Source organism: Luteibacter sp. KNZ12-1A (assembly GCF_056755675.1).
The window spans coordinates 1-14,094 of the sequence record NZ_JBPGXU010000100.1; the positions used below are offsets into that span (position 1 = coordinate 1).

General features: G+C 66.7%; 12 protein-coding genes. 2 read left to right on the forward strand and 10 right to left on the reverse strand.

Features of this window, described 5'->3' with window-relative positions; translation table 11 throughout:
* Positions 1-73 precede the first annotated feature (73 nt).
* The 5 genes from ACR9ZJ_RS15950 to ACR9ZJ_RS15970 form a co-directional block, all read right to left on the reverse strand.
* Positions 74-733, reverse strand: coding sequence for a M24 family metallopeptidase (locus tag ACR9ZJ_RS15950; RefSeq protein ID WP_481288283.1), 660 nt, complete (start codon positions 731-733; stop codon positions 74-76).
* Between the two features lie 28 nt (positions 734-761).
* Positions 762-1,343: a TetR/AcrR family transcriptional regulator gene (locus tag ACR9ZJ_RS15955; protein WP_481288284.1), complete on the reverse strand. Its 582-nt coding sequence runs from the start codon at positions 1,341-1,343 to the stop codon at positions 762-764.
* A gap of 27 nt (positions 1,344-1,370) precedes the next feature.
* Complete coding sequence (locus ACR9ZJ_RS15960) at positions 1,371-2,909, reverse strand: DHA2 family efflux MFS transporter permease subunit (protein ID WP_481288285.1); 1,539 nt, start codon at positions 2,907-2,909, stop codon at positions 1,371-1,373.
* On the reverse strand, positions 2,906-3,970 hold the full coding sequence (locus ACR9ZJ_RS15965; RefSeq protein ID WP_481288286.1) for an HlyD family secretion protein: 1,065 nt from the start codon (positions 3,968-3,970) through the stop codon (positions 2,906-2,908). The genes ACR9ZJ_RS15960 and ACR9ZJ_RS15965 overlap by 4 nt, the downstream gene beginning before the upstream one ends.
* Positions 3,971-4,215: 245 nt before the next feature.
* The gene (locus ACR9ZJ_RS15970) at positions 4,216-5,247 is read right to left on the reverse strand and encodes a CDP-glycerol glycerophosphotransferase family protein (protein ID WP_481288293.1); all 1,032 of its coding nucleotides are present in this window, start codon (positions 5,245-5,247) and stop codon (positions 4,216-4,218) included.
* A gap of 78 nt (positions 5,248-5,325) precedes the next feature.
* Here ACR9ZJ_RS15970 and ACR9ZJ_RS15975 point away from each other — a divergent pair, with 78 nt between their 5' ends.
* Positions 5,326-6,096: a glycosyltransferase family 2 protein gene (locus tag ACR9ZJ_RS15975; RefSeq protein ID WP_481288287.1), complete on the forward strand. Its 771-nt coding sequence runs from the start codon at positions 5,326-5,328 to the stop codon at positions 6,094-6,096.
* A 5-nt stretch (positions 6,097-6,101) separates the two neighbouring features.
* On the opposite strand, the gene ACR9ZJ_RS15980 is transcribed toward ACR9ZJ_RS15975, so the two are convergent.
* Positions 6,102-7,175 carry an NAD(P)H-dependent flavin oxidoreductase gene (locus tag ACR9ZJ_RS15980; protein WP_481288288.1) on the reverse strand — a complete coding sequence of 358 codons (1,074 nt, stop codon included), beginning with the start codon at positions 7,173-7,175 and terminating at the stop codon, positions 6,102-6,104.
* Between the two features lie 178 nt (positions 7,176-7,353).
* Here ACR9ZJ_RS15980 and ACR9ZJ_RS15985 point away from each other — a divergent pair, with 178 nt between their 5' ends.
* Positions 7,354-9,123 carry an FAD-dependent oxidoreductase gene (locus ACR9ZJ_RS15985; RefSeq protein ID WP_481288289.1) on the forward strand — a complete coding sequence of 590 codons (1,770 nt, stop codon included), beginning with the start codon at positions 7,354-7,356 and terminating at the stop codon, positions 9,121-9,123.
* A gap of 12 nt (positions 9,124-9,135) precedes the next feature.
* Here the strand turns inward: ACR9ZJ_RS15985 and paoC are convergent, their stop codons facing one another.
* The 4 genes from paoC to ACR9ZJ_RS16005 form a co-directional block, all read right to left on the reverse strand.
* Entirely contained in the window at positions 9,136-11,334 is a 2,199-nt protein-coding gene (gene paoC, locus ACR9ZJ_RS15990; protein ID WP_481288290.1) for an aldehyde oxidoreductase molybdenum-binding subunit PaoC, read from the reverse strand.
* Entirely contained in the window at positions 11,331-12,290 is a 960-nt protein-coding gene (locus ACR9ZJ_RS15995) for an FAD binding domain-containing protein (RefSeq protein WP_481288291.1), read from the reverse strand. Before ACR9ZJ_RS15995 ends, paoC begins: the two co-directional genes overlap by 4 nt.
* Complete coding sequence (gene paoA, locus ACR9ZJ_RS16000) at positions 12,287-12,928, reverse strand: aldehyde dehydrogenase iron-sulfur subunit PaoA (RefSeq protein ID WP_481282003.1); 642 nt, start codon at positions 12,926-12,928, stop codon at positions 12,287-12,289. The genes ACR9ZJ_RS15995 and paoA overlap by 4 nt, the downstream gene beginning before the upstream one ends.
* 182 nt (positions 12,929-13,110) lie before the next feature.
* Positions 13,111-13,875: a DUF4440 domain-containing protein gene (locus ACR9ZJ_RS16005; RefSeq protein ID WP_481288292.1), complete on the reverse strand. Its 765-nt coding sequence runs from the start codon at positions 13,873-13,875 to the stop codon at positions 13,111-13,113.
* Positions 13,876-14,094 lie beyond the last annotated feature (219 nt).

Here is a 14,094-nt window from a genome sequence, read left to right on the forward strand (position 1 = left end):
GACATGCCCGCCCGCCCCGGACAGTGCCGTCGGGCATGTCTTGCCGGTGCGCTTGGGTAGCACACGGCGACAGTCAGGCCATCAGCAGGTCTTCGAAGAAGGCGCCGAAGGGCAAGGAGGGATGGGCGATCTGTACCTCGAGGATCCAGAGACCCGGCGCAGGCGCGGCATCGAACTGGCCCAACGGGCCCGCCTTGTGCACCGCGTGCGGATAGTCGCCGACGCGGTGCCCCTTGGTCTCGTGATTGAGGCGCCAGCCCATGGCCGCGGCCTCGTCTTCCGCATGGGCATACAACGCCGTGCCGGTGACGCCTTCGCGCCACCTTGCCGCCGTCCGAGCGAAGAGTTCGCGGGCCGCCTCCGCGCAGGCGCGCCTATCGGCATCGTCACCGACGACGAAGGTGTCGCCCACATCGCCTTCGTGGCCATCGAAGACAGGGCCGAGGTCGATGAAGAAGATGTCGTTGTCCTGGAGCACCGTGCCCGGCGCGGAAGGCTGCCGGAAGGTCTTCAACGTGTTCGCGCCGAAGCGAATGATGCTCGGATGCCAGATGCGTTGCATGCCGGCGGCGTCGAGGCGTTCCTTCGCCAACGCAGCGGCATCGGCTTCATTCATGCCGGGAACGATGCGCACGGCGATGTCCCGTAAAGCCGCCCAGGAACGCTCGCGGGCGGCGAGCATGCTCTCACGCGAGAAAGCGGCTCCGACGTTTTCGGCGGTGGAAGTCGGCATGATCGCGGCCAGATTGGGCTGGCCGTCATTATCGGTGCTTTGCGTCCGCCAAGGCCAGGGCCGCGTGCATGCCGCCTTCGAGGACACGCGCGGAGAGGGCATCGTCGTTGGTGGCGCGGGCGACCTGCATGGTGCCTGCCATGAGGCCATAGAGGACGGTGGCACGCGAGAGCGCTTCGGCGCGTGGGAGGGAGGGCCACTGCGTAGCCATCAGTTCGATGAATTCGGTGACACCGTCCGTATAGGCGCTGCGCACGACGTCGGAATGCCTGGCCACTTCGGCGGAGAGGATGGCGACGGGGCAGCCCGTGCCGGGATGGTCACGGTGGCGTACCGAGAAATAGCTGCGGATCATGCCCGCCAGGCCTTCTCCGGAATCGATCCAGTGGCGCAGCCTGCCGAGGCGCTCGTTCATCGCGGCGGTCACGGCCTCGCGTGTCAGGTCTTCCTTCGAATCGAAATGGTTGTAGAACGCGCCATTGGTGAGGCCGGCGGCGGACATCAGGGATTTCATGCCTTCGGCCTCGATACCGTGTTCGCGGAATCGCCGCGACGCGGTGTCGACGATGCGTTGGCGCGTCCGCTCCTTGTGGTCTTTTTCATAACGCATGGGTCGTGTCCCTCTGCGAAGAAAGGATCAGTGCGCGTCGGCGGAAGGCGCCTGGGGCGCCTGCACCTTGCGCATCAGGGGAACCATCACGGTGGCGATCGCGAAGCACACCATGATGGAAAAAAAGGCGTCGCTATAAGTCAGCGTCTGCGCTTCGCGGAACGTCAGCTGCCATAGCGAACGTAACGCGACGGTGTACGCCTCGGTGTCGGGCTGCACGCCGTCGAACAGACGGTTCATCGGCTCGTTCGCCGGCGTAAGGTGCTCTGCGAGCCGATAGAAATGCAGGTTGGTTCGGTCGTTGAGGATGGTCGCGCAGGCGGCGATGCCCATCGCTCCACCCAGGTTCCGCATGAGGTTGAAGAGCCCGGAGGCCTGTTTCAGTCGCGCGGGTGGAAGGCTGCCCAGCGTGAGCGTCACGGTGGGGGCCACGGCGAACTGCTGGCCGAGGCCGCGAAAGGCCTGCGGCAGCATCAGTTCCGTGGCGCTCCAGTCGTGCGTGATCGGCGTGAACTCGAACATCGACAACGTGAACAACGCCAGCCCCAGCATCAGCAACCAGCGCAGGTCCACGCGGTTGGCCATCATCGCGTACACGGGGATCGCCATGATCTGGAAGACGCCGGTCGAAAGCACCGCCTTGCCTATCTGCAGGGCGCTGTATCCCTCGACGCGTCCCAGGAACAGCGGCGTGAGGTAGATCGTGCCGAACAGGCCGATGCCCGTGACGAAGGAAAAGAAACAACCAAGGGCGAAGTTGCGTTCGCGCAACGCGCGCAGGTCCACGATGGGATGTGTCGCCGTCAGTCCGCGCCAGACGAATAGCACGCCCGCGGCGAGGCTGACCCATGCCGTGGCACGGATCGTGTCGTCTTCCAGCCAGTTCCAGCGAGGCCCTTCTTCCAGCGTGTATTCGAGGCAACCGAGGAAGGTGGCGATCAGCGCGATGCCGATCCAGTCGCCGGCCTTCAAAAGGGAGAGGTCGGCATCGTCGATCTTCACCAGGAGGGGAACGGCGATGGTGACGAAGGCGCCGGGCAGCAGGTTGATGAAGAACAGCCAGTGCCAGGAATAGTTGTCCGTGATCCAACCACCCAACGTGGGCCCGAGCGTGGGCGCCAGGGAAGCGATCGCGCCGATGGTGGCCGCGGCGATGACGCGTTGCTTGCCCTGGAAGAACACGAACGCGGTCGTGAACACCAAGGGGATCATCGAACCGCCAAGGAAACCTTGCGCGGCGCGGAACCAGATCATGCTCTGGATATCCCAGGCCATGCCGCAAAGCAGGCTGGTCAGCGTAAAACCGGCGGCCGACGCGGCGAACAGCCAGCGCGTGGAGAACACGCGGCTCAACCATCCCGACAAGGGAATCACCACGATTTCCGCGATCAGGTAGCTGGTCTGTACCCAGGCCGTATCGTCCGCTCCGGCGGACAGGCCACCGCCGATGTCGCGCAACGACGCCGAGACGATCTGAATATCCAGCAGCGCGATGAACATGCCCAGGCACATCGAGGCGAATGCGAAGATCTTCTGCCCCGGCGTGAGGTGTGCGACCGGGCTCATGGCGCCTTCGTGTCGATGCGCGCGGTGACGGATAAACCGGGACGCAGCACACCGAGGTCGCCATCGCTGCCGTCGAGGGTCACCCGCACCGGCACGCGCTGCACGATCTTGGTGAAGTTTCCCGTGGCGTTTTCCGGCGGCAGCACGCTGAACTGGGCACCCGTGGCCGGAGCGAGACTGGTGACATGACCCTTGAAACCCTTGTCCGGCAGCACGTCCGCGCGCACCTCGACTTCCTGGCCCACGTGCATCCGGGCCAGCTGGTCTTCCTTGAAGTTGGCGTCTACCCACAGGCCATGCGAAGGCACCACCACCAGCATCTGGCTGCCCGTGGCCGCATAGCCGCCGACGCGGGCGCGACGATTGCCGATCACACCGTCCACCGGCGCGCGCAGTTCGGTGTACGACAGGTTGAGCCGTGCGATATCGGCTTCGGCGCGCGCCTGCGCCAGTGACGCTTCCACCTGCCGCTTCTGCGTGTCGATCACGTCGAGTTGCCGCTGCGCGGCCTGCACCGCCGCCGACGCACTCGCGGTTGCCGCATGGGCGGTCTGGAAGGTCGCCGTCGCGCGTTGCGCGCTTTCCACCGACACGGCCGAACGCCCGACCAGAAGGCGATAGCGCTCATCGTCCAGCTTCGATCGCGTGGCCTCCGCCTGCGCGGCGGCGAGCCCCGCGTGCGCTTCGGCGATATGGCTGTGCTGCAACTCGAACACGGCATCGAGGTTGCGCAACGCGGCCTCCTGCGCGGCCACCGCCGCCTCGGCTTTCGCCAGGGCGGCGCGGTAATCACGGTCGTCTATCTTCACCAGCAGGTCACCCTTGTGCACGACCTGGTTGTCCGCGACGGCGATGGTCTGGATATAGCCCGCTACCTTCGGTCCTATCACCGTGATGTCTCCGCCGACGTAGGCGTCGTCGGTGGTTTCGATGAAGCGCCCGCTGGTCCACCAGTGCGCGCCGTAGAGGGCGATGCCTAGCGCGGCTGCGCCCATGGCGATGAATTTCAAGGAGTTCTTGCGTGCCCTGACGGGAACGGCGGAGTCGGCGACGGCGGCCACGGGGCACCAGGAGGAAGTTGAATTACAGCTGTAATTCTATGGATGATGGGGATAATTTCAAGGGGAGGAGTTACTGCGGGGTGCCCGCTGCCGCGGGATCGCCGACAAGGTCGGCTCCCACAAGGGCCGGTGGGCCGGATGGGCCGGATGGGCTGTTCGGGCTGGTTGAGCTGGTTGAGCTGGTTGAGCTGGTTGGGACTTGCCTGTGGCTTGGTTGGGGGCCTGGCTGGTGGTTGGCTCGTGGATCAGCGCAGGTCGAGCAGGTGGCCGATGTCGCGTAGCGCCTTGAAGCGCCGGACCAGGTTGAGAGGCTTCCGCCGCAACGGGCCGAAGTCGCCGCGCAGGAACGCATCGGTGGCGTCGAGCACGCGTTCGCTGGAATGACCGTCGCGATACGGGTGGATGTCATCGCCGTGCGCACGCAGGGCGGCCATCAGTTCGGGCGGATGCGATAGCGCGCGGTCGATCGCGGCATCGACATCGGACGGCGTCGGCACGTCGAGCATGAACGGCTGCGGCACGCGGTTGGCGATGGTGACCACCGGCTTGCCCATGACCGCGAACTCATGCACCACCGACGATGTATCGCAAACGAGCACATCGGCCGCCCGCTCCATGTCGACGAGCCGTTCCGAGGTGAAGAAGCGCGCGTTGGGTGCTTCCAGGCCACGATAGGCTGCGAACAATTCCTCCGGGCACTTCGGGTGCAAGGTGAGCAACCACTGCCGGTCGCCACGCGCGATCATGGCACGCAGCGGTTCGACCATCGCGGGTGCACTACTCAGGCGGTGACTGAAGGTGGATGCATACATGACGACGGGGCGACCATCCGCGGGCATATCGAGCGTCGTTGCCGATGCGGGCCCGAACAGCGGGTCCAGCTTCGGCCAACCCGTTTCGCGTACCGCGAAGTAGCCGTGTTCCCGCGCGAGCGCCTCGAAAGGCAGCGTGGTGGACGGACCCTGCGTGACATAGAGATCGAAGAAACCGCGGATCGCGAAGTGACCCCGATCCGGCTCGCGCTTCTGCGCATTGAAGCCATGGAACACCTGCACCTTGATCCCGGGCAAGGCGGGCGAAACCCAGTTGGCCGCGCAATACACGGCTTCCGGATGCAGCGCCCTCGCCTCACGCAGGCTGCGCACTCGGCGTTCGTCCGCCGCGAGTTCCGCCGCCACCGCCGCCGGTACCACCCAGCCCACTTCCTGGCCGCGAGCCTGCGCCGCCGCGGCCAGCGGACGCAGGATCGGCAACGCGTAGGTTTCGGTGGCGAACATCAGGCACGCGCTCAAGGGCGGCACTCCACGCTGGACGACGTGGCATTATGACGGCTCGATACCCGACACCGCACCCCGATGACCCGACGCCCCATTTCCCTTTGCGTGATCACCCAGAACGAGGCCGATCGCATCGGGGACTGCCTGGCGTCGGCTGCGCCGTTCTGCGACGACCTGGTCGTGGTCGATGGCGGTTCCACCGACGACACCGTCGCCATCGCGCGAAATGCCGGGGCACGGGTGATCTCACGGCCGTTCGACGGTTTCCGCAGCCAGAAGGCGTTCGCGGTGGCCCAGGCCACGAACGACTGGGTGCTCTGCCTCGATGCGGACGAACGCGTCGGGCCCGAACTGAGGGCCGTGATCGAGCAAGCGTGTGACGAGGGATTTCGCGGCGCGGCGGGCTTTCGCTTCTATCGCCGCAACGATTTCTTCGGCCGCTTCATGCTCCACGGCAATGCGGGCGCGGACAAGGTCTTGCGCCTGTTCGATCGCCGCCAGGGCGGCTGGCGTGGCCCGCGAGAGATCCACGAGTCGGTGAGCGTCGACGGCGAGGTACGGATGTTGCCCGGCTTCCTCGACCATTACCCGTATCGCTCGCTTTCGGAGCTGATGGCCAAGCAGGAGCGCTACGCGCACATGATGGCCACCGAGGAATTCGCCGCGGGCAAGCGTGCCACGCTCGCCCAGATCGTGGTGAGCCCGATGTGGCGATTCTTTCGTGGCTACGTGTTGCGCGCGGGGTTCCTCGACGGTTGGCGCGGCATCGTCTATGCCCTGCTCCGCGTGGAATACGTGCGGCGAAAGTACGTGAAGCTGTGGTTGCTGCAGCACGGCCAGAAGGCCTGAGCCGCTCAGAGGCGGAGCAGCTGCGCCGCGCTTTCGACCATGTCCGCCGCGATCGCGGTCGCCGAGACCTCTCGGGCCATGGCTGCGGATTGCCCCGCCCACAGCGGCTGGAAATCGCCGTTGCCGCGCGCTTCGGCGATCTTGCGTAACGGCGTCAGCGGTCCACCCGCCAGCGGGAACGGCAAGGCATCGTCGGACAAGGGGCCCACTTCCCGCATGATCCGGTTGATCACGCCGCGCGCGGGCCGTCCGGTGAGCACATTGGTGATCGCCGTGTTGTCGTCGCGTGCCGAACGGAGCGCCTGGCGATGCACATCCACGCTGGTCGACTCGTCCGAAAGCAGGAAGGCGCTGCCTACCTGCACGGCCGAGGCACCCAGGCACAGCGCCGCCGCCATGCCACGCCCGTCGGCGATGCCACCGGCCGCGATCACGGGAATGGTCAAGGCGTCGACCAGTTGCGGTACGAGGGCCATGGTGCCCGGCTGGGCCGACATGTCATCGGTGAGGAAGTTGCCGCGATGGCCGCCGGCCTCGTAGCCCTGCGCGATGACCGCGTCGCAACCGCGCTGTTCCAGCCAGCGACCCTCGGCCACCGTGGTCGCCGAGGAAAACACCACCGAACCGATGGCCTTCACGCGCGCTAACAGGGGTTCCTCCGGCAGGCCGAAGTGGAAGCTCACCACTTCCGGGCGCAACGCCTCGACCATGGCGCACATGGCATCGTCGAACGGCGCGCGGCCACCTGCGGCGGGCAGGTCGCTCGCGTCGACCCCGAACTCGTCGTAGTAGGGAGCGAGCCGCGCCAGCCAGCGCGCCATGGCATCGGCATCCGGCGTGACGGACCGGTGCGCGAAGAAGTTGAGGTTGATCGGCGCGCGTACCGCGGCACGGTACGCCTCGACCTCGGCGGTCGCCTTCTCCACGCTGATCGAGGAACACGGGATGGCGCCGAGCCCACCGGCCCGCGCCACGGCGATAGCCAGCGCGGACAGGCCGGACCCCGCCATCGGCGCCAGCAGCAGGGGCTGGTCGATCGACAGGAGGTCGAGGATACGGCGGTCGGTCCAGGCAGGCACGGGGAAGCTCGCGGGCGACAGGTGCCGCGTGATTATAGCTCGCCGTTCATCACCGCAGGCCCGCCTTTCGTCCCTTGACCCGCTGTTTTCCTCACTTCACGGGCGACACGCGCTCAGCACGGTGCAAAGCTCCGTCCACCCTAACGGACGCCCGTGCGTCCTCCACGAGGCTTCTTCCATGGATCGACGCACCCTGCTCAAGACCGCCTTGGTCCTGCCGCTGCTTCCCTATGCCCTGAAGCTGGACGCTTTCACCGCGACGCGCGCGGCCACGCGCGTGCGCCCGGGTTCGGCGGGCTGGCCCACCCCGGCGCAATGGCAGGCGTTGAACCGAGAGGTGGGCGGTCGCTTGTCCGTGCCCCGCTCTCCTTTCCTCGGCGATGCGGCCACCCGCGCCGAAGCGCTCGCCCAGCTGGCGAACCCCTTCTACATCGGCGACCAGGTGGCATTGACCCAGACCAGCGGCTACTTCGGGGCCTGGATGTCCCGGCCGAGCGCTTATGCCCTGACTGCCGAGAGTGCGGAGGACATCGCCGCCGCCGTGAAATTCGCCCGCAAGCACGGCGTCCGCCTGGTCGTGAAAGGCGGTGGCCACAGCTACCAGGGCACCTCCTGCGCCGCCGACTCGCTGCTGGTCTGGACACGAAGGATGAACCGCGTGGAGATGCACGATGCCTTCATCCCCAGCGGCGCGGCGCCGGGTACACGCCCCGTGCCTGCGGTCGACGTGGGCGCCGGGGCCATGTGGATCGACGCCTATGGCGAGGTGACCACCCGGGGTGGCCGCTATGTCCAGGGTGGCGGCTGCACCACCGTCGGCGTCGCGGGACTCGTGACCGGCGGAGGATTCGGCAGCTTCTCCAAGCGTTTCGGCACCGCCGCGTCGAACCTGCTGGAAGCCGAGGTGGTCACCGCCGACGGCGAGATACGCGTCGTGAACGCTCACCGCGAACCGGAACTCTTCTGGGCCCTCAAGGGTGGCGGCGGTGGTTGCGTCGGTATCGTCACGCGCCTGACCTTGCGCACCCACGACTTGCCGGACACCGTCGGCGCGGTGTTCGGCGAGATCCAGGCCGATTCCGAGGAAGCCTATCGTGCGCTGGCGTCGGAAGCCTTGCGCTTCTATCGCGATGCCTTGTGCAACCCGCACTGGGGCGAGCAGATCGGTTTCCGGGACCAACGCAGGATGTCCGTGGCGATGGTGTTCCAGGGCCTGGACCGCGCGGCCGCCGAGGCCGCCTGGGCACCCTTCATCGACTGGGTGAAGCAACGCCCGGCGTACTCGTTCCGCAAACCGCTCCAGGTGCTCGCCATGCCGGCGCGCCACTACTGGGACGCGGACTTCTTCCGCGAGCATGCACCTGACGTGGTCGTCGCCGACGCGCGCGAGGGCGCGCCGCGCGACCACATCCTCTGGAAAGGCGATCAGGGGCAGGTGGGTTGGTACATCCATGGCTATGCGTCGGCGTGGATGCCCTCGCGTTTCCTTGGCGATGGCGAACGCGAGGCGCTGGCGGCGGCGATATGCGATGCCGCGAGCCGGATGGACGTGGGCCTGCACTTCAATAAAGGTCTTTTCGGCGCTCCGCCGGAAGCCATCGCCGCGAGCCGTGACACGGCGACGAATCCCGCCATGCTCGACGCCTTCGCCCTCGCGATCATCGGCAACAGCGGCGATCCCGCTTATGAAGGACTGCCGGGCGCGCACGTGGATGAAGCACGGGCGAAAGACGGCGCGGCCAGGGTCAAGGCGGCATACGCGCGTCTCTTGAAGACGGTTCCCGGCGCCGGCTCGTATGTTTCGGAAAGCGACTATTTCCAGCAGGACTGGCAACGCGCCTTCTGGGGCGGCAACTACACGCGCCTCGCCAAGGCGAAGCGTCGTTACGATCCCGACCGCCTGTTCCTCGTGCACCACGGCGTGGGCAGCGAAGGCACCGATGCCTGATCGCCGCCCGGGTCAGGCCACGGGCGGCAACGTGTCGAGGAACTTGTCCAGGGTCACCGGATAGTCGCGCACGCGCACGCCGGTGGCGTTGTACACCGCGTTGGCGACGGCCGCCGCGACCCCGCATATGCCCAATTCACCCACGCCCTTGGCCTTCATCGGCGAAGACATGGGATCGGTCTCGTCGAGGAAGATCACGTCCTGGTGCGGGATGTCGGCATGCACGGGCACTTCGTATCCGGCGAGGTCGTGGTTGACGAAGAAGCCCAGGCGCCGGTCCACCACGAGTTCTTCCATCAGTGCCGCGCCGACGCCCATCGTCATCGCCCCGATCACCTGGCTGCGTGCCGACTTCGGATTGAGGATGCGTCCGGCGGCGCAGACCGCCAGCATGCGGTCGATGCGGATCTCTCCCGTGGCCGCGTCGACGCGCGCTTCGACGAAGTGCGCGCCGAAGGTCGATTGCTGGTAGCGCTTGCTCAGGTCGCCGTATTCCATGCTGTCCTCGGCGACCACCTCGCCGTCCGCCGCGGCCTGCGCGATCGGCACGCTGCGCCCGCCCGCGCCCACCTTGCCGTCCTCGAAATTGGCCGCATCAGGGTCCAGTCCCAATTTCCGGGCGATGGCCTGGCGCAATTTCACGCATGCGGCGTAGACACCCGCCGTCGAGCTGTTGCCACCCCACTGCCCGCCCGAACCGGACGAAACGGGAAACGTCGAATCGCCAAGGCGTACGTCGATGCGATCCAGCGGCAGGCCCATCATCTCGGCGGCGGTCTGCGCGATGATCGTGTAGCTGCCCGTGCCGATGTCGGTCATGTCGGTTTCCACGATGACGCGCCCGTTGCGATCCAGGCGCACGCGGGCACCGGACTTCATCACGAGGTTGTTACGAAACGCGGCCGCCACGCCCATGCCCACGAGCCAGCGCCCGTCACGTGTCGTCGCGGGACGCGGCGCGCGGCGTTCCCAGCCGAAGCGTTTCGCCCCCGTGCGCAGGCATTCGACCAGCCGGCGTTGCGAGAACGGACGGTCGGGCTTTTCCGGATCGACCTGGGTGTCGTTGAGGACCCGGAACTCGATCGGATCCATGCCGAGCTTCTCGGCCATCTCGTCGATCGCGATCTCGAGCGCCATCAATCCCGATGCTTCGCCTGGCGCACGCATGGCGTTGCCTTCGGGAAGATCGAGCACGGCAAGGCGGGTGGCCGTCATGCGGTCGGCGCCGGCATAGAGCAGCCGCGTCTGTTGCACCGCCGTTTCCGGATCGCCGCCCGGAAGGTCGCCCGACCAGCTCTCGTGGCCGATGGCCTGGATCTTCCCGTCTTTCGAGGCACCGATACGGATTCGCTGGATCGTCGCGGGGCGGTGCGTCGTATTGTTGATCATGAAAGGACGCGGCAAGGCCACCGCCACGGGACGTCTGGCGGCCCGTGCGCCGAGTGCGGCAAGCAATGCGTCGGAGCGGACGAAGAGCTTGCCGCCGAAGCCGCCGCCGATGTACGGCGAAACGAGCCGTACGTTCTCCTTCGGAATGCCCAGCGTGAGCGCGACATCGCCCCGCCCCCAGTCGATCATCTGGTTCGACGTCCACAAGGTGAGCTTGTCGCCTTCCCATGCCGCGATGGTGGCATGCGGTTCCATCATCGCGTGCGAGTGGTCCGGCGTGGTGTACATGGCATCGAGCTTCACCGCCGAGGCCGCGTAGCCCGCGGCGAAGTCGCCCACCGCCGTATCCGATTTTCCTCGTTCCGGTTTCGTAGCGGTGTCCTTCGCCGCGGCGAGGTCGAATTTGCCGGGAGTGCGGGCGTAATCCACGCGCACGAGCTGTGCCGCGGCGCGTGCCTGCTCGAAGGTTTCCGCGACCACCACCGCGACGGCCTGGTGGTAGTGTTCGATTTCCGGGCCGCCGAGCAAGTTCGCCGTATTGAACTTGCCCTTGCCCAGTTTGCCCGCCGTCTTCGCGGTGACGATCGCCAGCACGCCGGGTGCGCGCTGCGCACGGGTGAGGTCGATCGAGACGATGCGGCCCTTGGCGATGGACGAGCCGACCACATAGCCATAGGCGTGATGGGGAACGGCTTCGTGCTGTTCGTACGCGTAATGCGCGGTGCCCGTGATCTTGAACGGCCCGTCGATGCGGTCCACGGGCTGGCCGACGACCTTCAGGCGATCGATCGGATTGGTGGTGGCGGGAGTGTCGAATTTCATGCCTTCGTCTCCTTCGCTTCGGCGAGGCCCGCCGCGATGGTCCGTTCGACCAAGGTGACCTTGAAGGCATTGCCTTCGGTCGGCTGCGCGCCGGCGAGCAACCGGGTCGCAACGGCCTTGGCTCCCTTCGGGAGTTCGGCTTCCGCCGCCTCCACCCGCCATGGTTTGTGCGCCACGCCACCGAGCGCCACGCGGCCACTGCCATCGGACTGCACGATCATGGCTACCGACACCAGGGCGAACGCATAGGACGCGCGGTCGCGCACCTTGTGATAGAGCTGCGTGCCGCCGACGGGCCTGGGCAAGGTGACGGCGGTGATCAGCTCGCCCGGCACCAGCACGTTTTCGATGTGCGGCGTGTTGCCAGGCAAGGTATGGAAGTCCGCGATGGGGATGCGGCGCGTGCTGCCATCCGGACGCACGGTTTCCACCGTGGCATCGAGCGCACGCATGGCCACGGCCATGTCGCTCGGGTGCACGGCGATGCACGACTTGCTCGCCCCCACGATCGCGTGCTGCCGGCTGAAGCCGCCGATCGCCGCGCAGCCGCTGCCTGGCAAGCGCTTGTTGCAGGCCTGGTTGGTGTCGTAGAAGTACGGGCAACGCGTGCGTTGGAGCAGGTTGCCACCCGTGGTGGCCTTGTTGCGCAACTGGCCGGAGGCACCGGCGAGCAAGGCTCGCGAGAGCAAGGGATAGTCCCGCCTGATCCTCGCGTCGGCGGCGAGGTCGGTGTTGCGGACCATGGCGCCGAGTCGCAGCCCGCCCTCGTCGGTCGGCTCGATCTTGTCGAGGTCCAGCCCGTTGACGTCGACCAGGTGCGCCGGCTCCTCGATGCCGATCTTCATCAGGTCGAGGAGATTCGTTCCGCCCGCGATGAACTTCGCTCCGGGAACGCGCGCTGCCGCGGACGCGGCGGCGGCCGGGGTTGCGGCACGCTCGTAGGTAAACGGCTTCATGCCTTCACCCCCGCCACTTCGGCGATCGCTTCCTGGATATTGGAGTACGCGCCGCAGCGGCAGATGTTGCCGCTCATCCGTTCGCGCAACTCCAAGGGACTTATCCGGGCCCTGGCGGTCAGGTCGGTCGTGGCATGGCTGGGAATGTCGTCGCGTATCTCGTCGAGGACCGCCACGGCCGAACAGATCTGTCCCGGCGTGCAGTAGCCGCACTGGTAACCGTCGTGCTTGATGAAGGCGGCCTGCATCGGATGAAGGCGCGCGGGCGTACCGAGGCCTTCGATCGTGGTGACCTTCGCTCCCTGGTGCATCACCGCCAGGGTGAGGCAACTGTTGATGCGGCGGCCATCGACGATGACGGTGCAGGCGCCGCACTGGCCGTGGTCGCAACCCTTCTTCGTACCGGTGAGATGCATGTGCTCGCGCAAGGCGTCGAGCAGGGTCGTCCGTGTATCCAGGTCGAGCTCCTGCGCCTTGCCGTTGACCTCCATGGCGACCTTGGCGGTGACGGGCGGTCGCGTGCCGTCCTTGGCGGCGGGGGCGGCGACGAGTCCGGGAACGGCGAGCGCCGTTGCCGAGACCGCTCCCATTTTCAGGACTTCGCGGCGCGTGAATTTCCAGTCGTTCGACGGATCCATGGGTCGGTCCTCAGCGCTGTTGGGGTTTGCCTGGACAGGCGGCCGGGGCTAGCTCGCCGAGCGTAGGTCATTCAGGGCCGGGTTTGTAGATCTCGAATCCGCAAGATCTCATATCGATAATTCATGAATGAGCGCCCCGGACGCGCGTTCCGGCGTCGGCGGGCAACGGCATTCCCGTGCCACTAATCGATACGTTGCGCCCGCTCGCCGAGGGCACCGTTCTCGTAGACCGCCAGGGTTCCCGGTTTGCCGCCCTCTCCTTTCTCGAAGTCGAAGCGAAGGTCCTTCTCCATCGCGAAGAAACGCGTGGTCGACTCCGGGTAGAGCGTGGCGACGAAAGCACCGGCCGTGAGCTTCAGGTGATCGCCATCGACAGCGACCACGATGTCGCCGATACGAGCGGAACGATAACGTCCCGCATAGGCGGCGAGCGCCGTGGCCGGCAGTGTCAGGGTTCGCGCCGGCGGGACATACGCCACGGGACCGTGGTCGTAACTGAGCACGCGGTGCATACGCCACGTGCCGCCGGTTTGTTTCCAGAGCGTGGTGAAATCCGCCTGGCCGTCCAGACGTTCGGGCTTTCCGGCTTCGTCCACATAGAAGCGGTGACGGCCAGAGAGGATGGCGAATCCGCCCTTGAGCGGATGAAAGGTGATGGTTTCATCCACTGCCTCACGGCGCAGGCGCATCTTCGGGTCCGCGCAGGGACCCTTCTGCAAGGAATCCAGCAAGCCCTGGCGAGTGGTCGTGAGTCCCGACTTGTCGTGGTAGAACTCGACGTCGGTGGTGATCAGGTCGCCCATCGCATTCATGTCGCAGGCGTTGTACGCCTGCCAGAACCGGCTGTCCGCGGCGCGTACCTGGCTTTCGTCGTCAGCCGCATGGACGGCCGATGTCATGAGGGACATGACGACGAACGAGAGGATGGTGAACGTGGCCCTGGTCATGGCTTCGTCGCGCGCCCTGCGGATTCACCCCGAATCCTCCCACGACGGGTCACACGAAGAACGTATCGAAAGTCACAGGTACGGTAAATCCCGTGGCGGGGGGGGGGGGGGGGGGGGGGGGGGGGGCGCGGGGGGCGGCCGGCGCGCCGGCGTGGGGAGGCGAGGCCCCCCCACCCCCCCCCCCCCGGCGGGGGGGCGCGACCGCCACCACACCCCACC

Bases quoted from the DNA above. Each gene is read 5' to 3' on its own strand.
- ACR9ZJ_RS15950 (WP_481288283.1), bottom strand. From the start codon at position 733: ATGCCGACTTCCACCGCCGAAAACGTCGGAGCCGCTTTCTCGCGTGAG.
- ACR9ZJ_RS15955 (WP_481288284.1), bottom strand. From the start codon at position 1,343: ATGCGTTATGAAAAAGACCACAAGGAGCGGACGCGCCAACGCATCGTC.
- ACR9ZJ_RS15960 (WP_481288285.1), bottom strand. From the start codon at position 2,909: ATGAGCCCGGTCGCACACCTCACGCCGGGGCAGAAGATCTTCGCATTC.
- ACR9ZJ_RS15970 (WP_481288293.1), bottom strand. From the start codon at position 5,247: ATGTTCGCCACCGAAACCTACGCGTTGCCGATCCTGCGTCCGCTGGCC.
- ACR9ZJ_RS15975 (WP_481288287.1), top strand. From the start codon at position 5,326: ATGACCCGACGCCCCATTTCCCTTTGCGTGATCACCCAGAACGAGGCC.
- ACR9ZJ_RS15985 (WP_481288289.1), top strand. From the start codon at position 7,354: ATGGATCGACGCACCCTGCTCAAGACCGCCTTGGTCCTGCCGCTGCTT.
- paoC (WP_481288290.1), bottom strand. From the start codon at position 11,334: ATGAAATTCGACACTCCCGCCACCACCAATCCGATCGATCGCCTGAAG.
- ACR9ZJ_RS15995 (WP_481288291.1), bottom strand. From the start codon at position 12,290: ATGAAGCCGTTTACCTACGAGCGTGCCGCAACCCCGGCCGCCGCCGCG.
- paoA (WP_481282003.1), bottom strand. From the start codon at position 12,928: ATGGATCCGTCGAACGACTGGAAATTCACGCGCCGCGAAGTCCTGAAA.
- ACR9ZJ_RS16005 (WP_481288292.1), bottom strand. From the start codon at position 13,875: ATGACCAGGGCCACGTTCACCATCCTCTCGTTCGTCGTCATGTCCCTC.